Source organism: Nostoc sp. (assembly GCF_036919495.1).
Classification (GTDB): Bacteria; Cyanobacteriota; Cyanobacteriia; order Cyanobacteriales; family Nostocaceae; genus Nostoc.
Genome location: NZ_JBALBZ010000079.1, coordinates 95152 through 117066, shown reverse-complemented (window position 1 = coordinate 117066; position 21915 = coordinate 95152). Strand labels below are relative to the sequence as shown.

Sequence of the window (21915 nt, the reverse complement as noted above, 5' to 3'; positions counted from 1 at the left end):
CAAACCTCGTAGGACTTATCCAAATCTGGCACTGGAGTATACAAATCTTATTGCTTCATGTCAAGGAGAAAGTGAAAAACCTCCTACTGTTCCGGTGCATTGTGGACATAAGAAAAAGTATTGGTACGATGAAAATCTCATGGTTTCACCTTTGGAAATAAACTGTGCTGATTTTTTTAAATATCCTGCTTCTGGTGAAATTCTACCGACAGATAATCCAGGTAAAAAAGCTATTGCTGACACAACAATTAAGAAGCTTGCACTTGATATTGACAAACTGCAAAAGATGCGTAAAGTAGCAATTGATGCTGCATTGCTGGCTACTGAAGGTTTGACTGAAATAGAAATACAACTGCTTGCTGAAGGTTATCAGAAGTTAGATGCTAATGACCAATACACTCCGTTTTGCGCTGCAATTACCTATTTACTCAAGAATTATTTTTGATTCATATTATATTAAATAGTATTAACTTAATTCTTACCAAATAGTATATGATTACTGAGGCAGTTATGCTTCATGTTAAACCTGGTCTAGAATCAGATTTTGAAGCTGCTTTCAAAAAAGCTTCTAAATTTATTTCCTCAATGGACGGATATTTATCCCATGAATTGCATAGATGTATAGAAGTCCAAGGTAAATACTTATTACTTGTCAGATGGGAAACTTTAGAATCTCATACTGTAGGATTTAGATGTTCTGCTGAGTATCAAGAGTGGAAAAAACTTCTGCATCATTTTTATGAGCCATTTCCCACTGTTGAACACTTTGAAGAAATTGAAATATGAAAAACAAGATCCCCGACTTCTCAAAGAAGTCGGGGATCTGCGATTGTATCACTCTACTCGTTGCAACTGCGCTACTCTTGGGTCAACAATTTTTTGTCCTAAGCTATCAAATTTAATTGCTACAGACATCTTACTACCCGTTCCGAAAACATGGGTAATTTCACCAATTCCAAAAGTTTTATGTAATACTCGATCGCCTACTTGCCAATTATGCTTCGTGTCTTGCTTTCCATTCGGAGTAGAGGCACTTTTAGTATAAGTTTGACGACTCAGGCGTTGAGTAGTTAATAATTCTTCTGGTAATTCGTCGAGAAATTGCGATCGCATCGCAGGTTCACGAGAACCATACAAACGACGTTCTCGCGCGTGTGATAAATACAACCTTTCTTGGGCGCGAGTAATTCCCACATAACATAGGCGGCGTTCTTCTTCCAAAGATGCAGGATCGCTTAGGGAACGGTAGCCGGGAAATAGCCCCTGTTCTAATCCCACCAAAAATACTACGGGAAATTCCAAACCTTTGGAAGCGTGCAAAGTCATCAAAGAAACGGCTGTCTGTCCTTCTTTTAAGTTATCCAAATCGGAACTGAGGGCAGCACTACTTAAAAAATCTCGCAGGGAAATCTCTTCGTTTTCTTCTTGAAATTGCAGCGCGGCGTTATAAAGTTCCTGGACGTTTTGTACCCGATCTGTGGCTTCATCTGTGCCTTGATTCATCAAGTCTTGAACGTAACCAGAATCTTCTAGTATTCCTTGCAAAACCTCTGTCACCGGAAGCGTGGCGACTTGTCCTTGCCAACGGCTAATCATTGCGGCAAAGTTATTTACAGCTTTTGTCGCCCGTCCAGCTAATGTATTAACTGATGTTTCATCGCTGAGTATTTCCCACAAAGTTGTCCCTAATTGCTGAGATGCGTTTATCAAAGCGTCAATAGTGGTTTTGCCAATTCCCCGCCGGGGAGTATTAATAACTCGTAATAAACTGACTGTATCGGCTGGATTATTTATCGCTCTTAAATAAGCAACTACATCTTTAATTTCTTTGCGATCGTAAAACCTCATTCCTCCCACAACTGTGTAAGGAATTTGATATTTCACCAACAATTCTTCAAAGGGTCGAGATTGGGCATTCGTCCGATAAAGTATGGCAAAACTACCCCAGTTCAACTCTGGATTTTGATTTTCTAAAGTGCTAATTTGATTAATTACAAATGCCGCTTCTGCAAGTTCTTCATCGGCTTTGTGACAAGTAATCTGCTCACCCGTCCCCCGCGTTGCTTTCAGAACTTTATCAATCCGTTGGGTGTTATTTTCAATCAGTTCATTAGCCGCTTGCAGAATGTTTTCACAAGAACGATAGTTTTCTTCTAGCTTAACCATTGTCCGGGTGTCATCATCTACCAAACCATCGCCAAAGTCTTCTTGAAATCCTAACAAGATAGTGAAATCTGCCATCCGAAAGCTGTAAATTGATTGGTCTGCATCACCGACAACAAAAACTGAGCGATTTTCCCATTGCCATTCGCTCTTTTTGGTTTCGCCATTAGTAACTAATAAATTAATCAGTTGATACTGAGTGCGGTTAGTATCCTGATATTCATCTACGAGAATATGACGAAACTTGCGATGCCAGTAACCCAATACCTGCTCGTTTTGTTGAAATAATCTAGTCGGTACAAGAATAAGATCGTCAAAGTCAAGAGCGTTGTTTTGTGCTAACTTATCTTGATATAAATTGTAAACTTGGGCAATTACCCGTCCGCGATAATTTGGTTGGTCTTGCTCAAATTCTTGGGGCGATAACCCTTGGTTCTTAGCGTTACTAATAGCGTAGCGAACAGAGCGGGCGTCAAACTTCTTATCGTCTAAATTTAGCTCTTTATTAACCATTTCTTTAATCAGAGTCATCACATCTGATTCATCAAAAATAGAGAAATTACGATTCCAACGCCGTCCTTTTTCGTCTACATATTTTTCAATATCAAAACGGAGAATACGAGAAAATAGACTGTGGAAAGTGCCACACCATAAGTCTTTGATAGTTTCTTTGTAAACTTGCGATCGCAGTAGCGTTTGTTGGTATTCTGTCAACAAATCAAAACGTTGACCGTGTTGTTTCATCGCTAGCTGTTCAGCAAACAGCCGTTGAATCCGTTCTTTCATTTCCCGTGCGGCTTTGTTGGTGAAAGTAACCGCCAAAATATTCTCTGGATCGACACGGTGTTTCAGAATTAGATTTGCAATGCGATAAGTCAGCGCTCGTGTTTTACCGGAACCTGCGCCAGCAACAACTAGCAAAGGGCCGCAGTAATGTTCGACAGCTTGACGTTGGCTAGGGTTAAGGTGACTGAGAAAGTCGATGGTTGTTGTCATGGATGTGAAAAAGCGATTGCCTGGCGTCACATCAATAGAGAGTTGCTATTGCCCAGGTTACAATATCTTAACGAAACTTGGTTAATAAAGATTGTGTGGCACAGTAGTTTGCTTACCTGTCACCGATACTCTTCATTAGACGTTCTCCCTATACCCTTTCGCCCACCAGGTTGTACAAGTTTTCCGCCACTTTTGGTTATTACATTAACTTTTCTACATAGATAGGTTAGCGACCAATTATTCCTGCGCGTTCTGTCGTAAAATCAGCGACGGGGAATCAAAAATCATAAAAATACTGGGCAAGCTCTCACTTATTTCTGTTGTCAACAGTAGGGGCAATTCATGAATTGCCCCTACAGATTTGCTTGAAAAACGCTGTAATACCTAGCCAAGAGTATTGTCACCAATAGGACTATTCACTCCTTGAGTACCCAATTGACTTAGGGTAGCAATACACGATACATCATGATTCAACCGTTAAATTTTTAAAGATGAAAAATTTCTTTAATTTCAGGTTTAACCAATATAAGGAGGAGTGGATATGGATATCAGCTTAATTGTATCCAATATTTTGAATCCGCCAATCCTGTTTTTCTTTTTAGGCATGACTGCTGTTTTTGTCAAGTCTGATTTAGAAATTCCCGCACCAATGCCCAAACTCTTTTCGTTGTATCTGCTGTTTGCCATTGGTTTTAAAGGAGGGGTAGAACTAATCAAAAGCGGCATCACTCAGGAAGTGGTTCTAACACTCGCAGCAGCAATGATGATGGCTTGTGTTGTTCCAATTTACACCTTTTTTATCTTGAAGTGGAAATTGGATACTTACGATGCGGCTGCGATCGCAGCAACTTATGGTTCTATCAGTGCCGTTACTTTCATCACAGCTAGCGCTTTTTTAACTGAGCTTGGCATTGCTTTTGATGGTTACATGGTGGCAGCCCTTGCCCTGATGGAATCTCCAGCAATTATAGTTGGTCTAATTTTGGTGAATATATTCACCGCCGATGGAAAGCGAGAGTTTTCATGGCCGGAAGTTTTGCAAGAAGCATTTCTTAATAGTTCAGTTTTTCTATTAGTAGGTAGTCTATTAATAGGTGTCTTGACAGGTGAACGCGGTTGGCATGTCTTAGAACCCTTTACTCAAGGGTTGTTTTATGGTGTTCTCACCTTCTTTTTACTTGACATGGGACTAGTCGCTGCCAGAAGAATTAAAGACTTGCAAAAAACCGGAGTTTTCCTAATTTTATTTGCCATACTAATTCCAATACTCAATGCAGGCATTGGATTAGCGATCGCCAAATTGATCGGTATGCCTCGCGGAGATTCGCTTTTGTTCGCTGTATTGTGTGCCAGTGCTTCTTACATCGCTGTCCCTGCGGCTATGCGGATGACTGTTCCCGAAGCAAATCCCAGCCTGTATGTTTCAACCGCTTTAGCAGTAACATTCCCGTTCAATATTATTGTGGGAATTCCGTTATATCTATACGGAATTAACCTATTCTGGAGGTAATAATATGCACGTAGTTAAAAAGATAGAAATTATCGCCAACTCCTTTGAGCTTGCCAAAATTTTAGATAGTTTAGACAAGTCGGGTGTACATAACCATGCAGTAATCCGAAATGTTGCTGGTAAAGGATTACAAGGAACGACAGAAGATTTAGACATGACCATGCTTGATAATGTTTACATCCTCGCGTTTTGTATGCCAGAACAACTCAAGCGGGTTGTAGAAAATATCAAACCACTCCTTAATAAGTTTGGGGGTACTTGTTACGTTTCCGATGTGATGGAAATTCGCTCTGTCAGATGTGTAGCGTCGATGTAAGAGAGTTATAAATTCAATGAAGCATTTCATGGAACGTCGTGACTTTTTGAAGTTAGGAATGACCGGTGCGTTTGGTATGATGCTATCTGCCAGCGATTTACTCTGGCGGGTTGAACAGGCTCAAGCTGCCGATATACCCTCAACTTCCCCGCAATCCCTCAGTCCCGATGCAGCATTGCAAAAGCTGATAGAGGGAAATCAGCGATTTATTAATCATCAACCCCAATACCCCGATCAATCTGCACTAAGGTTGCAGGAAGTTGCTCAAGCTCAACATCCATTTGCAACTATTCTTAGTTGTGCGGATTCACGAGTCCCCGCAGAAATTGTTTTCGATCAAGGCATTGGAGACATTTTTGATGTTCGGATTGCCGGAAATATCGCTACACATGAAGCGATAGGTAGTATTGAATATGCGGTTGTCTTGTTAGGTTCTCCACTGCTGATGGTGATGGGGCATGAGCGTTGTGGGGCTGTAACCGCCGCCGTCCAAAACGAATCGTTACTCGGTGATATTAGTACTTTTGTGAAGGCAATTAAGCCAGCAGTGGAAAAGGTCAAGAGTCAGTCGGGTGATGCGGTTGAGAATGCTGTGGTGGCAAATGTGCAATATCAAATTGAACGGTTGGAGCGATCGCAGCTTTTAACTGAGCAAGTGCGATCGGGCAAATTAAAAATTGTCGGGGGTCGTTACGATTTGGATACAGGGAAGGTAACTATTATTACTTAGATCGGGAGATGAGGGAGCAGGGGGAAAATTCCTCTCCTCTGCACCCTTCCCCCGGACTGATTCAATCCTGTATAGTCATTGGCAAACGAATGGTAAAAGTAGAACCAACTCCCGGCTGACTTTTGACAATAATCTCACCACCCATCATCTGGCAAAAGTGGCGGCTAATTGCCAACCCCAGTCCCGTACCTCCATACTTTTTCGTAGTCGAGGTATCTCCTTGTGTAAAAGGTTTAAATAACTGCTGCTGTTGACCTTGAGACATACCTATGCCTGTGTCAGTAACAGTGAAAGTAATCATGCCCAAAGGAGCCTCCGATCGGAATTCATCCTTTTCTCTGTTGACTATCAGCGTCACTTTGCCGTTTGTAGTAAATTTACTGGCGTTGCTGAGTAAGTTTAACAAAACCTGCCGCATCCTAGTTTGATCGGCGTACATCATGCCAAGTTGCTCATCAAAATGCACTTCTAAAACATTGGCATTTTTTTCTATAGCTGGTTTGACTGTGAGAACAACGTTATGAATCAGCGTCGCAATCTCAAATGTCTCTGGATAAAGAGTCATTTTCCCCGCTTCAATTTTTGACAAGTCGAGGATTTCGTTAATCAAGTGCAGCAGATGTTTACCAGCAGCGTTAATTGTTTCTAAGTCTGTGATAAAGTCTGCCGATAAACCAAGATCCGTAGCGTCGTCTTCTAGAAGTTGACTTAAGCCAATGACAGCATTTAATGGTGTGCGTAATTCGTGGCTGACATTGGCCAAAAATACGCTTTTTGCTTTGCTAGCAGCTTCGGCTAATTCTTTAGCTTGTTGTAGTTCTTTTGTTCGCTCAGATACTCGCTCAATTAGACGATTTAGAGATTTGGCGAGTAAGCCAATTTCATCTTCAGTGGTGACAGGCGCTCGCAAATCGAAATTAGATTTTCTTGCAACTTGCTCCGCTACTTGGGTGACAGTGATAACTGGTTCAGCGATCGCTCGACTGGTACGCCAAGCTACAATGGCTGCGATCGCCACCGAAACCAGCATACTGATAATCACGATCAATCGCTCAACTATTTTTGCCTGCTCAACGGCTTTTTGCCTTTCTTGCTCTTGATCTTGGGCAGTTTGCAGGATGTTAGTCAAGCTTTGAGAAAGCTGCTCTAGCCGAATGGCTGTTTCACCACGCATTATTGCCAATAACTGCGATCGGGCAGAAGAAATCTGCCCAGGCTGCACTTTTTGGGAGTTAATTTTCTGTAAGACGACCTCGATTTGGTCAACGTAAGCTTTTAAATTTGTTTTGTAATCCTGCAATAACGTCTGTAAAGTCGAACTTGTTGCGGCTAGTCTTTTAGGTTTGCTGTCGATAAATCCGCCAATTTTTGACTCTAGTTGCTTGGCTTTTTCAACATTATTCAGAAAATCGGCTTTTTTGGTTTGTAGCTCTTGTGAATTTTCCAATACAGCAACTAGGTTAGAGCTATGTAATTGCGCCCCGACTACTGCATCTTTATAATGACTCAGTAGTTGCCCTTGTTCGTATGCTTGATTGAATTGCCTAACTTCCCTTCCCCGGTAGTAATTGGCGATCACTAACCCAGTCAGTGAGCCAAAAAAGCCAATTCCGATAGCTACAAAGTACCCATAGCCAATTTTTTGATGGATGCGCCAGGAACTGGCTTTGAGTTTCCCTCGTGAGGGAAATTCTATGGTTGGGAGTTCGTCTGTCGATGGCTCTTCGGCTGACACTTTTTTGCTTTCTGAACTGCTGTCGATAGGGGTTGGCTTTTGAGGAAGGTATTTCTCAAACCTCTTTGCCTTCCCACAAAAATCACCAAATCAGTTTAACTTGTGCAAACACTTTAATTGGTGACTAACATTTACATTACCTTCTTTTATAGCAATAGCAAATCATTACTTACTATATAATTTACATATCCTTATATAGTAGGGGTAAATTTGACAGCACTACTGCTAAGTACACTTACTGAGAGCGAAATAGAATTCACTTTTTTCAGCAAGCACAAATGATTCCTTCCACTAAAGACCTATCTGAGACTGTCTTCTCCTTATCACAACGCTTTCCTCAATATGCGGTTGATAACAATGAGTTATTGCCATCAGGTATGCCACTACTCTACCTTAACTGCTTCCTTATAAAATTAATACAATCAGGAAAAAAACAAAAGCTTTGACATTCGTTGAGCATGGGGCATTGGGCATAGGACATGGGTAAGAGGCAGAGGGCTAGGGGGACTCGGTGTCCCCACGGAGTGGGGATTGGGGGAGAGGGTGCAGAGGAGAGGAATTTTCCCCTCGCTCGCTGCTCCCTCATCTCCAAGGTAGAATTATCATAAAATAGCTTAAAAGTCTAGTCTATGTGAACACCAAAAAATTTTTATTACGTATTAATATCAACACGAATGCGTTAATTGACGAATGCGGTTTAAGATAGCTTTAATATCGGCTAAAATCGGGTTTTAGGCTTATATAAATGAAGGGTGGGCTGATTTTTGCCAGATTTGTACTTAAATTTAGTACGATTATGAGCGAATGACATGGAATGGGATAATCACAACCTGAGGATTCCAGTTGATTTAACAAAAGAACTCAGAAAGCTAATCAGAATATATCCTGCTGCCTTCTTAGTTCTATCCTCATCCTGAGTGTCTACCCTGTAGTTGATGCAGTAGATATTACGGGACAATTATAGTTATAGGACACTAAAACCCTTTTGTGCCCTTTACGCAATTGTACTAATGCACAAGTGCATTACCTAATCAACAGCCTTGTGGTTGTAATTATCCCGATTAGAAAAACTCAACTGTCAAATTTATAGGAGCGAAAATGCCAGAACAAGAATTTACCGAAACCGCATCCAAAGAGACTACAGTGGCAGAGATCAACAGCCAAACAGGAACCATCACCAAACTCCAGCCTTCCGCACAGTCTCAAGATGAATGGCAAAAATATGGTGAGCAAATTTCTACCTTTTTAGCAACATTGCCAGAATATCTGGGAGGCTTCTTTAATCAATATAAGCAACCCCTGATTACTGTTGGTTTAATTGTGGGATCAATTGTTGGGGTTAAAGTACTCTTGGCAATATTAGATGCTTTGAATGATATCCCCTTAGTAGCACCTACTTTTGAGTTAATCGGTATTGGTTACTCTGCTTGGTTTGTTTACCGCTATTTACTCAAAGCCTCAACCAGAAAAGAGTTGACTACTGAAATCACCACTCTTAAATCACAAGTGGTTGGTCAACAAATCCCAGAAGCTTAATAGTGATTATCGCTTCTCTATGAGACGCAATATGTAGCTTAAGTAAGCTCTAATTGCAAATCACTGAAGTCTGATCGTCGACTTCTGGCGATCAGACTTCTAGAGGTAGCTTCCTCTCACCTTCGGTTTAACGTAAGTTCGATGATCTTATCCCTGACTTGAACTTTTTAGGTTCTGCCTTGGAGTAGGCAAGAATTTTGGAGACACGCTACTCGATGCCTGCGGCAGCCTACGCCTACGTACTATGTTTTGAGATGAAATTCCCTCCAACTTGCCCCGTTTTACTAAAGCTTGATGAATCATCGCCGCCACTTCAGCCCTAGTAGCTACTTTGTTGGGAGCAAGAATTTGTGGATTTGGATAGTTAACTACTAGACCATTGGCTGTAGCAGCAGCTATTTTGCTAATAGCATAGGTTGGAATATTTTTAGCATCTTTATAGACAGTTAAAATCTGATTTTGGGAAGCGGGTGCTTTCAAATTCAATCCACTAACAAGGGCAACTAAAACTTGCACTCGCGTAATATTTTGTTGTGGTTTGAAGGTTTTTTTCGGGTAGCCTTTGAGAAATCCGGTACTGATGGCTTGGTCAATTGCTGAATTAGCCCAAAATTTTGCAGGTACATCTTGAAATGCGATCGCAGTCTTAGAGGGTTCTTGCTCAAAGGCTTTTTGCAGGATAGTAGCAAATTCAGCACGGTTTACAGGCTGATTTGGTCTAAAAGAATAATCAGGAAACCCCTTGAGAATACCACGGGAAGAAAGAACATCTATAAAACGCCGACCCCAAAAGTTATTGGGCACATCGTTAAATGCAATTGGTGGCGGAATAATAGATTTTTGTTTTGCCGGAGTTACTAAAGGCAAGGCTGATGATGTAATTATTGATGACTCCAGCCCTGCTGAAGAGGATACAGGTGTCTGTGGTTGTGGGGATTGAGTTGGGATTACCTGAGCGGATGGTAACACTGCGCCAGAAGAAGTTGGGAATGCAGGTGTCTTGGGTTCAACAACAGCTTCAGGTAGAGATGACGGCAAAACGTTGTTGGGGGCTGCATTTGGTTCTACCTTGGGAGTAGGGAAGGGCAATACTTGATTTGGTTGAACACTTCTAGACGGAGTAGGGGAAGGCGACAGCAACCCGTTTAAGTTCCAGCTAGAATCCCTGCGGGACAATGACCAAAAAAGAATCGCTCCGATAGTGGCGAAGGCAACCAGTATGGCTATAAATTCATCAAAGCCAAGGGCAGTTTTTTGGGATGACTCCGGTTCGGAAGGAGGTCTATTTGTCATCGTGATTACCCTGGTAGCAGTAAAATTTGTGTCTAAACAAATTAAGCCACAGATGACTCTTTTAAACCACCCCTTTTTAATTCGTAATGACGCTTCTACGTCGCTACCGCTACGCTAACGTAATTCGGAGCAAAATATTACAGTTATGGTTCAACGGCGAGCGATGTCTAACGACAAGCCGTCATTACAGTCATAAAACCCAAAATTAAAATATGCGTCACTTTTGACTTCCGCCTTGCGGTAGATATCTGAACCGAAATCGGATTTAGAGGGTGACAGAATGTAAAATGTTGACTTATCGTTTACCTAATATTATTTGTAAAAATCAGGGTGTATAGTGCCAGAAGAATTCAGTTGCCAAATCTCACCGCCATTTGTGTCTCTTGGTAGCGATCGCGATCTCGATTTAAATTCAACCCTCCAAGAACTACCAATGTACAACTTCCCAGTGGAAATCAATCACACTGCTATGGAAGTGGCTAGTTTTTTGGAAAAATACCCCCTGCTACCAGGAGTAATTTTGGTAGAACAGGGAAAGTTCGTTGGGATGATTTCGCGGCGGCGCCTGCTGGAATTTTTGATTCGCCCATTCGGACAAGAGTTATTTGTTCAGCAACCATTAGGTGTTCTCTACAGCTATGCGCGAATACCGATATTGCTGCTTGCTGATACAACATCGATTTTAACTGCGATGCAACTTAGCTTAAAGCGATCGCCAGAATTATTAGCAGAACCAATTGTAGTAGAAACAGAATCTGGTGCTTATAGATTGTTAGATGTCCAAGAATTGAGCATTATTTCTTGGCAAATTCGAGGAATTGACAATCTGGTACGATATGAACGCAGCCAAGCCCAAATGATTCAAAATGATAAAATGGCAAATTTGGGACGTTTGGTAGACGGTGTAGCGCACGAAATTTTAGATCCAGTGGGTTTTATTTGGGGTAATATAACTTACGTTTCAAGCTACAGTCAAGATTTGCTCAAGCTGATAGCGGCTTATGAAAAAGAGTTACCATCAGCTTCCCAGGCAATTAATGATATTAAAGAAGAGATTGAATTTGATTTTTTAGAACAAGATTTGTCGCGATCGCTTGCTAGTATCCGCACTGGAGCGGAAAGATTAAAAAAACTTGTCACCAGTTTACAAAACTTCTGTCATATCGATGAACTTTATCCCAAGCCAGTTGATTTACACGCTTGTATTGATAGTATTATTTTATTAATTAATAGCCGTCTTCAAGGAGAAATTGAAATTGTAAAATATTACGGGCAATTACCTCCAGTATATTGCTTTATGGGGCAGTTAAACCAGGTTTTGATGAATATTTTCAGCGAAGTTGTGGATACTTTACTCAATGAAGCAGTGCGACAGCAGTTAAATCGAGAAAATACAAAAACTCTTCAAAAACCCCGAATTGAGATTACTACAGAAGTAATTTCCCAAGAAGCAAGCAAGCTAAATGCACCAGATTCTCGCTGGATATTAATTCGTATTTCTGACAATGGCCCTGGAATGTCTCAAGAATTGCAACAGCAAATTGTGGAATCGTTTTCTCTTGAAACGAAGAATACTAAGAATACCAGTTTAGCAGTAAGTTATCGAATTATAACAGTGAGACATGGTGGAAAATTAAGTTTCCATTCACAGGCTGGTATAGGTACAAAATTTGAAATATTATTACCTTTAGTTTGATTAGACTCTTGCAATCAGCCCCAACTCTTGGAGACGCTGTGCGCGTTCGGGAAAGTCAAAAGTATTATGGAATAAGCTCTTAGGACTTACGCATTGACAGAAAAGCCTAAATGACAGCTATGCTTTTCAAGGCTTTTAGCTAGATTTTTCAATTACCTTTTTGCGATCGCAATTAACGAAGGATGGTTTGTAAAAGCCTGAAACAACGTATTTACGTTAATACACAAGATGATTTATTTGTACAGTGCGTAAGTCCTAGCTCTTTAGGAATTTTCAATGGTTGCTCTATTTACGCCGTGGCGTACTAGTTCTTTTGAAAATCGCAATATTTGACTGGTAAAATCTATCGGTGCAGTTAACTAACGTTTTGTTGTTTTACCATAAGTGCTATATTGGCTCTTGACCCGACCGAGTACAAACTATGTATAAGCCCACAGAACAGCAAAGTCGAGGTGTTGTACTTAGTACTACAGGACAGGCAGGGGGAGTGGGCAGATGAACAAAAATACTGGGCAAAGTAGTGTTTTTTCTCTGTTTAAAGGCATACCCTTACGTCCCATTTTGGTAGCGTTGTTTCTGCTGCAAATCTTGCTAGCTGTGGGATTAACTGGATATTTATCGATTTACAATGGGCAAAAGGCAGTCAATGAGGTAGCTAGCGAATTGCGTTATCAAGTCGCTAATCGAGTAGAGCAGAAGTTACAGACTTATTTCTCAACTTTGCGTCAAGGACTGCGCGGTAATCAAAATATCATAGACATCGGGTTGCTGAAGATGGAAAATTTGGCAACCTGGGAGTCATACTTAATAAAGCAGTTAGAGATTTTTCCTGATGCGTTGGCGCAGCCCGCCGCAGGCATCGCTTTAACGGCAAGCAATGAACAGCAAGAACACTTAGCGGTGGAAAAGCTCAACGATCGCCAATTTTTACTCAGAAAAGCCGACAAGTCAACTGGGTACGACCTATACACTTACAAAATTGACTCTCTTGGTCAACGTACCCAACTTCCAGAGGCGATCAAAAATTATGATGTGCGATCGCGTCCTGATTATCAAGCAGCAGTTACCGCCAAAAAATTCACCTTTAGTCAGATTTTTACACCCCTCACCGAACCAACACTTCTGATTAGTGCTTCTCTTCCTATATATAACTCCCAAGGTCAGTTACTCGGTGTCAACAGCGCTCTAACTCATATATCACAAATTGGGGATTTGTTGCAAAATATTAAAGTTGGCAAGTCTGGGCAAGTTTTTATTATCGAGCGATCGGGGCTATTAGTCGCAAGTTCCACAACCGAAAAACCATTCCGCTTGCAAAATGGTAAACCCATTAGGTTGGTAGCTTCCCAAAGTGGCAATTCTTTGACTCAAGCAAGCGCTAAATATTTAGCAACTAAATTTAGTAACTTTGACCAGATTCAAAGTTTACAGCAACTAGATTTTTCCTTTGACGGCAAACGACAATTTTTAGAAATTAGACCCTTAGAGGGTGAACTAAATGTCAATTGGTTAATAGTAGTGGCTGTTCCAGAAGCAGACTTTATGGGACAAATTGATCGCAACACTCAAACCACAATTTTTGTCTGTCTGGGAGCATTAGGATTAGCTACTTTACTGGGAATTATCACCGCCCGTTGGATAACTCAGCCAATTTTGTACTTCAGCACGGCGACAAAAGATTTAGCTGATTTCACTAATGGCAAAGACTCAATGGTGATAGTACACGGCATTAAAGAACTAGAGGTGCTGGGTGCATCTTTTAATGAGATGATGCAGGAGTTACGGAAAACATTTACTGCACAGATAACCAAAAATGAAGAGTTAGAATTGCAAGTTAAACAGCGAACTCAAGAATTACAGCAAGAGATTCAAGTACGAATTAACAGTGAGCAAAAACTAGAAAAGCATCATCAGGTGTTGGCAGAACTGGCAAATCATAAGGCGATTTCAGAAGGAAACCTGGAAACGGCATTCAAAGTTATTACCGAGAAAGCAGCAAATGCTTTAGAAATAGAAAGAGTTAGTGTGTGGTTATTGAATGGCGATGCCGAAGGCGGGCTACGCCAACGCACCAAACTACAATGTATTAGTCTCTATGAACGTAGCAATCAGAGACATTCGGCTGGTTTAGAACGCAACCTTGCAGATTATCCAATCTATTTTAAATCCCTGACATCTGCCAGGATTATTGCCGTCACCGACACTCGCACCGATCTACGAATACAAGAATTATGGGATGAACTGCTAGAAGCAAAGAATATTGTATCTCTAATTAATACCTCGATCTGGGTTGGGGGCAAAGTTGTCGGAACAGTATTGTATGAACAGATTGATATTCCCCGGACATGGGAACTGAGCGAGCAAAACTTTGTTAGCTCAATAGCAGAATTTGTCGCCCTAACTTTAGAAGTATGCAATCACAAACGGGCAGAATCCTCTCTACGTGAAGCTAAAGAAGCTGCCGAAATCGCAAATCGTGCCAAAATCACTTTTTTAGGAAACATTAGCCATCAAGTAAGGACTCCCTTAATCTCCATTCTTGGAATCACAGAAGCACTCCAAGAGCAAGTGTACGGGCCTGTGAATGAAGAACAGCGCCAGTTCCTAAATAACCTCGAATCCAATGGTAAGAATTTACTAGAATTGATTAATCAGATCCTTGAGCTTACCGACATCGAATCCAGCAAAATAGAACTGCAACTAGCTCCCACTTCGATCCAAGGATTATGTGATTCTAGTCTTAGTTTTGTTAAATATTTAGCGTTCCAGAAAAATATCCACCTGAGTGTACAAATACCTGAAGAACTCGAACCCATCCAAGTCGATGAAAGCCGTATCCGCCAAGTATTTATCAACCTGTTAACTAACGCTATCAAGTTTACTAAAGAAGGAGGCAAAGTTTGGATTGAAGTCCAGCCAAGTTCGACAAATGAATATATCTTTTTCAGTGTGGTAGATACAGGTATTGGTATGCTTTCCGATGACCTTTTCCAATTATTTCAACCTTTTGTACAAGTTGAAAATTCCTCTAACCGTGATGCTAAAGGTACTGGTTTAGGATTAGTAATGGTGCAAAGAATTGTCGAGTTGCATGGTGGTACTGTCCATGCTGAAAGTCAGTTAGGTAAAGGTAGTCGCTTTACAGTCAAACTTCCGTGGAAAAAAGCGGGGTAAGGTTTTGGGGATAGAATATTGCAAAGTTACAAAGGCGATCGCTTTTCTGGGGTTGTAGATGAGAAAGTGCGTTCGTCGAAGATGTTGCCGAAGGCATCGCTAATCCCAAAACCGAAGAGGTACAGAAGTAGCTTTTCCCACAGTAAGATAAAAAAACAGCTCAAAAACTAAATTACTATTTTAATACTAGAATTACTAGATTAAACCTTGAAACTATTGGTACATGGTATGTCGCTCAATCCCAATCTGGATGAAATCCAGTTGACCAAAGACGATTACGAACGCTACTCCCGACATCTGATTTTGCCGGAAGTAGGACTAGAAGGGCAAAAGCGCCTGAAAGCTGCCAGTGTCCAGTGTATCGGTACAGGTGGACTAGGTTCACCACTACTTTTATATCTGGCGGCGGCGGGTATTGGACGTATCGGGATTGTCGATTTTGATGTTGTCGATACTTCCAACTTACAACGCCAAGTCATCCACGGTACATCCTGGGTAGGTAAACCTAAGATTGAATCGGCAAAAAACCGCATTCACGAGATTAATCCCTATTGCCAGGTTGATTTATACGAAACTCGCCTAACTTCCGAAAACGCTCTAGAAATCCTTCAACCTTACGATATCGTCGTGGATGGTACTGATAACTTCCCCACTAGATATCTAGTTAATGACGCTTGCGTATTGCTGAATAAGCCCAACGTCTACGGTTCAATTTTACGCTTTGAAGGCCAAGCTACTGTATTTAACTACCAAGGTGGGCCAAATTATCGTGACCTTTTCCCAGAACCACCACCACCAGGAATGGTTCCCTCTTGTGCAGAAGGTGGCGTATTGGGAATTTTGCCAGGAATTATTGGTTTAATTCAAGCAACGGAAACTGTCAAAATCATTTTGGGACAAGGTAATACCCTAAGTGGACGATTGCTGCTATACAACGCCTTAGATATGAAATTCCGCGAGTTGAAGCTGCGTCCTAACCCAATTCGCCCAGTCATTGAAAAACTGATAGACTACGAACAATTCTGCGGAATTCCACAAGCTAAGGCAGAGGAGGCTAAACAGCAGATGGAAATGGAAGAAATGACCGTTAAGGATTTGAAGGAGTTGCTTGATAGTGGTGCAAAGGATTTTGTACTGCTAGATGTCCGCAACCCCAATGAGTACGACATTGCTAAAATTCCTGGTTCAGTGTTGGTGCCCTTACCAGACATTGAAAATGGCAATGGCGTTGCCAAGGTGAAGGAAATATTGAACGGTCACCGCTTAATTGCTCATTGTAAACTGGGCGGGCGATCGGCAAAAGCCCTCGGCATTCTCAAAGAAGCTGGGATTGTTGGGACAAATGTCAAAGGCGGAATTACCGCTTGGAGTCGAGAAATTGATCCTTCTGTTCCAGAGTATTAAAAACGCAAAGTAACGCAGAGGTTTAACGCAGAGGTACGCAAAGATTATTCTCTGCGTACCTCTAAGTTTAAAACCTGAATTTCTTAATTACAAATTACGAATTACGAATTAGTTACAGGTTTAATTTGACCCAGTAAACTGTGCAGTTTTTCGCCTTCAATGACTTCTGTTTCTAAGAGTTGAGTAGCGATCGCTTCTAGCAAGTCTCGATTCTGTCTGAGAATCTCTAGGGCTTGTTCGTGGGCTGTTTCTACGATTTCCTTGACTTCGATATCAATGGCTTTCGATGTGTCTTCACTTACCGCCCGCCGAGGATTAGCCCCACCATTACCCAAAAACATTGATTGTTGTCCTTGTTGGTAAGCCAGTGGCCCTAAGACTTTGCTCATACCATAAGTTGTCACCATCCGTTCTGCCAAATCAGTTGCTCGTTGCAAATCGTTGGAAGCACCGGTGGTAATACTGTTAAACACAACCTCTTCAGCGGAACGTCCACCTAACAAAGTCGCAATCTGACCCCGCAGTTCCTCTTCATTCATCAAAAAGCGGTCTTCAGTTGGTAATTGCAGAGTGTAACCCAAAGCTGCCATTCCACGGGGAATAATGGAAATCTTTTCTACGCGACCGTTTCCTGTTGTTAGCGCCCCGACCATTGCGTGACCGACTTCATGGTAAGCAACAATTTTTTTCTCAGTCTCATTCATCACCCGACTCTTTTTCTCTAAACCGGCGACTACCCGCTCAATTGCTTCGGCAAAATCTTCTTGAGCAACACTTTGACGCATATTACGGGCTGCTAATAATGCCGCTTCATTCACTAAGTTTGCCAAATCTGCACCAGCAAAACCAGGAGTACGAGTAGCGATCGCTTTTAAATCTACATCATCCCCTAATTTTACCTTTTGAGCGTGAATTTTGAGAATTGCTTCCCGACCAGATAAATCGGGACGGTCTACCAACACCTGGCGGTCAAACCGGCCTGGACGCAGCAATGCAGAGTCAAGGCTTTCGGGGCGGTTGGTAGCTGCTAGTACAATCACCGTTGCATCCCCTGCTGCAAACCCATCCATCTCAGTTAGTAACTGGTTGAGGGTCTGTTCTCGCTCATCGTTACCACCGTAGAAGCCGTTACTGCTACGAGATTTACCAATCGCATCCAATTCATCGATGAATATAATACAGGGAGCCTGTTTCTTTGCTTGCTCAAACAAATCCCGCACTCGAGAAGATCCTACACCGACAAACAATTCTACAAACTCCGAACCAGAGATACTGAAGAATGGAACTCCTGCTTCACCTGCTACGGCTTTCGCTAAAAGAGTCTTACCAGTACCTGGAGGCCCAACCAACAACACACCTTTGGGAATCCTAGCGCCAATTTGCGTAAATCGTGCCGGAGTCTTAAGGAAATCCACAATTTCCACTAACTCAGTTTTCGCTTCTTCTACCCCAGCCACGTCTGCAAAGGTGATTTTAGCTGATTCGCCTTCAACGTAAACCTTAGCTTTGCTCTTACCAATAGAAAGCGCACCTTGGGGGCCACCGCCACCACCACGGGCGAGAAAGAACTGCCAAATACCAATAAAAATCAGTGGTGGAATCACCCAACTTAAGAGGGTTGTAAACCAAGTATTCTTCGGTGGAGGTGTAGCAGCGAATTCAACTCCTTTTTGTTCTAGCAGTTTGGGTAACTCTAAATCAAAGATTGGTGTAGTTGCAAACACCTGGGGCGGCTCGGCATTTTCTGCTTTTAGTTGGTAAATAATCTGGTTTTGACCAACAGAAACGCGGCTGACTTCCCCTTCTTGTACTTGATGAATAAACAAGCTATAGGGAACACCAGTAGGGCCAGAGGCAAATAAACCAGGCAAAAATAAATTTAAGAGCAAAAATAGCCCTGATACTGCCAGTAATATATTAGCAATGATCCGAAAACGAGGTGACTTAGGCTGTTCTTTAATTGGCATCGATGTTACTAATCCTTAAAATGAAACCCGTTGAAAATGTGACTTTCACAGAAAGTCCGTTATTTACCATCCAAATAGTTGAAGCAGCAGTTTATACTGTTTCCAACCAATCAAAAATTTGGGCTAACTGATCCAGTGTTACCAGTCCATACTGCCAGAGGGTCATAGCCAGAAAGTTGGGGGTCTGCTCACAATGTCGCAAAGCAAGGGAAATTGCTCCACCAGGAATACCCAACTCTTCCTTTAAAAAATGCACCAATTGATCTGTAGCTTTCATAGGAATCTTAAATAAGCCTTATTTCTGAGAGAGCTTAACTTGTGTGATGTAATGTCCAGGCTTGTTCAGTTCGTTTTTATCGTTAATAATACTACCGCTTCTCATAATTTCTCTCCTCTAGCAATGGTTGCAGAATTTTTTATTTATGTAACTAAACTTAACAATTAAATTAATCTTTGGGAACTAACGAGCAAATACGGTTTACCGTACTCAAACAGTTAACATCACTTGAAATGAGAAAATTTGAGGAAAGCGGATTTAATTAAGTACAAAACCTCACCATTAACCTTTCTCCTGAGCAACTATCCATTAGTCACATCTTTCTTAACATGGGTGTAAGGCAGATTCAGAGGGAGTGACAGCAGTAAACAATGGCAACATGATTGACAAAATCAACATGAAGTGTAAGAGATAGACAAGGTTGAGAAGGAAGCGATAATTGTACCAATTCACTAAAAATTATGAAACAGATGTAAACCCTGAAAGGCAAGTATCTCTAAGTTTTTTATTGCGTTAGCGTAGCGGGGCGTTCGCTTTTAGCGTCTCTAAGAGTTGCGAAGTAATCGCAAAGGCTTAGTTTTTCGTCACGAGTGCATAAGTCCTGTACTTTTCTTGAAATCTCGGAAGCTGAAATGATAAAGACTATAGCGGATTTCTCCATCAATTTCCTGGAGTGTTAAAAACTCACGCCAATCTTCCAAAACTTCTTCGACATCGTATTCATCAGCATCAATTGTGTTAGTAATGCTTTCTGCTGATAAGGTTGATGAATCCTCAGTAAACCAAAAAGTTTTTCTTCAAAGAGCGATCGCTAAAATATTTATATGTTTTGATACTTATAGCTGAGAAACCTACGGTAGTTGCTACTGTAAGCTATTCCCCAGTCCTCATTATAGCGATGTGCAGTTCAGTGAGATACAAAAACTTTGCTGAAATGATTTGACAGCAAGGACTTTGGTGTTCTCATCCAATCGATAACCGCTATATTTACTTTCCAGGCGGACAAAGTTGCTGTATTCTTTGGGGAAGTTGCCGACACATCTGCTGGAATCCTTGAGGATTAATTTGCCACCAAGCAAATAATCCCAGACTTGTACCCCCCACAAGCAACGCTAACACTCCCCCCAGCATTACCAAACGTTTACCCCGCTTAGGTTTTGTAATTAAAGTTGGTGGTATTTCAGTGCTTAAAACTGGTTCCTCTGAAAGATCCAAATCTAGATCCAAATCTAAATCCAAATCTAGATCCAAATCTAGCAAAGCTTGCGAACTTTCTGTAAAAGAAATTGGTTCTTCTAGTTCCTTTAGTTCCTCTAGTTCTTCTAATTTTTCTTGTTCCTCTAGTTCCTCTGGTTCTTCTTGTATCGCTGCTTCTATAATTTCTTCTGGCAACACCGGAGTCACAGGTACTAAGTATTCTGGGGAGACACGGCAATAAGTGAGAACAAGCGACGTATTATCATGCCCATTTTTTTCGTTTGCTAAGTTAATCCAGTTGCAGACACCATCTTCAACTGTCATTTCACCTGTTAACACGGGTATTGCATAATCTTGCCAAGATTGTTCCACCAAGTTTTTATCACTTAAACCATCAGAACAAAGTAGCAATATGCCATCTTCTTCCACAATGAATCGCTGAACCTTGAAACGCAAAGATTCTGCATCTCTTGTCCCCAATGCTTGAGTTAAAGCGCTAGCATCTGCTCTCAAGAGTGCTTTTCGATACAAGGATTTAGCAAAACGCACTTCTCGCGTTGCCACATCATCATCTACTGTCATTAGCTGACAATAATTGCGAGTAATCCAATAGGCACGGCTATCGCCAACATTAGCCAAGTAAAGTTCATGGGTATTATTTGATTGCCAGCCAGTACTCGTCTGCACTCGTTGTGGAACTTGCAGCGCCATGACAATGGTTGTAGCCATGCGTTCTTTGCCTTGGCGTTTTTGTTCATTATTGCGGGCACTAATCAGATTATTTACCACCCGTAAGCTTGCTTCTAATTGTTCCTGCAATAACTCTGGTGGTACAAGTACAGTTTGTTCTCTAACCTCCTTGAGTAAAGCGCGAATTTGCAACTTTACAGACTGCACCGCCAACTTACTAGCAACCTCTCCGCCTTCATGTCCGCCAATGCCATCGCAAACAATCGACAAGTGAGGCAATAAAGGTTCATCTAAGTCACTTAAAGCATTTGGGTAGTAAGCGTCTTCATTTTGCGCCATAATTGGGCCAATATCTGTAGAGCCTGCCACCTTCAAAACTAATGGCAATTCTGCCGCAGATGCTAGTAGTAAATTATTGAGTTGAATATTAATAGTCTCTAACTCAATCTCAGTTTCACACATCTGCCGGACTATGTTCTGTAACCCTTTGGCTACTGATGCCTTTGCAGACGCTACCCAAAACTGCCAACACTCCCCCAGATTTCGTAAACTCAGTTTCTCATCTGCTGGTGTTTGGTAAAGTTCCAACAATCGCACACACCAACCTTGAACTCTCAAGTTGTCTACTACTAGTAAACTGCGGCTAAGTCCCAATTCAGATAAAGGTGTCCAAAGTTGGAGAATTTGCCAGAGCCAATAAACTTGTCGTACCGCCGTTGCTTGCTCCCATGCCTCAACAATAGTTGGATAGATATTTCCTCTCTCATCTATCGGCACATTTTCTAATAAGAGGATATCAGTTGTATTTCCTTCAAGGTTACTAGCAAACCCATAAGCCTGGGGGAGATGTAATCGCTCTTGATATAATCGTAGGTAAGGAATTACTTCTGTTGGCAATTCTTCAGGTACATCTGGCAGTTGTCCCGGTTGAGTATCCAGCCAAATCTGGGGACTAATTACCTCATACCTCTGTGCTACCCTCGTACCTGGTGAGATTTTGGCAGACAATGAGCCAGTAGCCCAAAGATAGCGGTGAACTAAAGGAGTTTGACAAGTGGCACAAACACTATCTCCAATAGGATTAATGGGGCTATTACAGCGTGGATTTATACAATAAATTATCAGTTGAGTAGAAATCATAAAGGTATAAATTTAACAAACGAATCAACTAATGAACTTCGATTAAGTTTAGCTGGCAAAGATTTGAAGGCTAGAATAGACTGGATTTGTG

At 41.5% G+C, this 21915-nt stretch carries 15 protein-coding genes and 1 pseudogene; 9 read left to right on the top strand and 7 right to left on the bottom strand.

Annotated features, from left to right (window positions below; all coding sequences use genetic code 11):
- Positions 1 to 7 precede the first annotated feature (7 nt).
- Both V7K25_RS11095 and V7K25_RS11090 read left to right on the top strand, forming a co-directional pair.
- Positions 8 to 445: pseudogene (locus V7K25_RS11095) on the top strand (retron system putative HNH endonuclease); the annotation flags it as partial.
- Positions 446 to 492: 47 nt separating this feature from the next.
- Positions 493 to 786: an antibiotic biosynthesis monooxygenase family protein gene (locus tag V7K25_RS11090; protein ID WP_335157795.1), complete on the top strand. Its 294-nt coding sequence runs from the start codon at positions 493 to 495 to the stop codon at positions 784 to 786.
- A 48-nt stretch (positions 787 to 834) separates the two neighbouring features.
- Here the strand turns inward: V7K25_RS11090 and pcrA are convergent, their stop codons facing one another.
- Positions 835 to 3159: a DNA helicase PcrA gene (gene pcrA / locus V7K25_RS11085; protein ID WP_335157793.1), complete on the bottom strand. Its 2325-nt coding sequence runs from the start codon at positions 3157 to 3159 to the stop codon at positions 835 to 837.
- 541 nt (positions 3160 to 3700) lie between these two features.
- Here pcrA and V7K25_RS11080 point away from each other — a divergent pair.
- Genes V7K25_RS11080 through V7K25_RS11070 form a run of 3 tightly spaced genes read left to right on the top strand, consistent with a single transcriptional unit; the run spans position 3701 to position 5715 of the window.
- Entirely contained in the window at positions 3701 to 4669 is a 969-nt protein-coding gene (locus V7K25_RS11080) for a sodium-dependent bicarbonate transport family permease (protein WP_335157791.1), read from the top strand.
- Between the two features lie 4 nt (positions 4670 to 4673).
- Entirely contained in the window at positions 4674 to 4985 is a 312-nt protein-coding gene (locus V7K25_RS11075) for a P-II family nitrogen regulator (protein ID WP_335157790.1), read from the top strand.
- A gap of 28 nt (positions 4986 to 5013) precedes the next feature.
- Positions 5014 to 5715, top strand: coding sequence for a carbonic anhydrase (locus V7K25_RS11070; protein ID WP_335157924.1), 702 nt, complete (start codon positions 5014 to 5016; stop codon positions 5713 to 5715).
- 61 nt (positions 5716 to 5776) lie between these two features.
- Here V7K25_RS11070 and V7K25_RS11065 read toward each other — a convergent pair whose 3' ends face one another.
- Positions 5777 to 7450: a sensor histidine kinase gene (locus V7K25_RS11065; protein ID WP_335157789.1), complete on the bottom strand. Its 1674-nt coding sequence runs from the start codon at positions 7448 to 7450 to the stop codon at positions 5777 to 5779.
- A gap of 1098 nt (positions 7451 to 8548) precedes the next feature.
- Here V7K25_RS11065 and V7K25_RS11060 point away from each other — a divergent pair.
- Positions 8549 to 8986: a CAAD domain-containing protein gene (locus V7K25_RS11060; RefSeq protein WP_335157787.1), complete on the top strand. Its 438-nt coding sequence runs from the start codon at positions 8549 to 8551 to the stop codon at positions 8984 to 8986.
- A 147-nt stretch (positions 8987 to 9133) separates the two neighbouring features.
- Here V7K25_RS11060 and V7K25_RS11055 read toward each other — a convergent pair whose 3' ends face one another.
- Positions 9134 to 10279, bottom strand: coding sequence for an S-layer homology domain-containing protein (locus tag V7K25_RS11055; protein ID WP_335157785.1), 1146 nt, complete (start codon positions 10277 to 10279; stop codon positions 9134 to 9136).
- Positions 10280 to 10616: 337 nt separating this feature from the next.
- Between V7K25_RS11055 and V7K25_RS11050 the strand changes: the two genes are divergently transcribed.
- Together V7K25_RS11050 and V7K25_RS11045 are read left to right on the top strand one after the other, a co-directional pair.
- On the top strand, positions 10617 to 11975 hold the full coding sequence (locus V7K25_RS11050; RefSeq protein WP_335157783.1) for a sensor histidine kinase: 1359 nt from the start codon (positions 10617 to 10619) through the stop codon (positions 11973 to 11975).
- Between the two features lie 495 nt (positions 11976 to 12470).
- Positions 12471 to 15149, top strand: a complete 2679-nt coding sequence (locus tag V7K25_RS11045) for an ATP-binding protein (protein ID WP_335157781.1) — start codon at positions 12471 to 12473, stop codon at positions 15147 to 15149.
- 26 nt (positions 15150 to 15175) lie between these two features.
- Here V7K25_RS11045 and V7K25_RS11040 read toward each other — a convergent pair whose 3' ends face one another.
- Positions 15176 to 15313, bottom strand: coding sequence for a hypothetical protein (locus V7K25_RS11040; protein WP_335157778.1), 138 nt, complete (start codon positions 15311 to 15313; stop codon positions 15176 to 15178).
- Positions 15314 to 15377: 64 nt separating this feature from the next.
- Between V7K25_RS11040 and moeB the strand changes: the two genes are divergently transcribed.
- The gene (gene moeB / locus V7K25_RS11035; protein WP_335157922.1) at positions 15378 to 16553 is read left to right on the top strand and encodes a molybdopterin-synthase adenylyltransferase MoeB; all 1176 of its coding nucleotides are present in this window, start codon (positions 15378 to 15380) and stop codon (positions 16551 to 16553) included.
- A gap of 101 nt (positions 16554 to 16654) precedes the next feature.
- Here moeB and ftsH4 read toward each other — a convergent pair whose 3' ends face one another.
- The 3 genes from ftsH4 to V7K25_RS11020 form a co-directional block, all read right to left on the bottom strand.
- Positions 16655 to 18520, bottom strand: coding sequence for an ATP-dependent zinc metalloprotease FtsH4 (ftsH4, locus tag V7K25_RS11030; RefSeq protein WP_335157775.1), 1866 nt, complete (start codon positions 18518 to 18520; stop codon positions 16655 to 16657).
- Positions 18521 to 18611: 91 nt separating this feature from the next.
- Positions 18612 to 18797 carry a DUF2949 domain-containing protein gene (locus V7K25_RS11025; protein ID WP_229554896.1) on the bottom strand — a complete coding sequence of 62 codons (186 nt, stop codon included), beginning with the start codon at positions 18795 to 18797 and terminating at the stop codon, positions 18612 to 18614.
- 987 nt (positions 18798 to 19784) lie between these two features.
- Entirely contained in the window at positions 19785 to 21824 is a 2040-nt protein-coding gene (locus V7K25_RS11020; RefSeq protein WP_335157772.1) for a protein phosphatase 2C domain-containing protein, read from the bottom strand.
- Between the last annotated feature and the right edge of the window lie 91 nt (positions 21825 to 21915).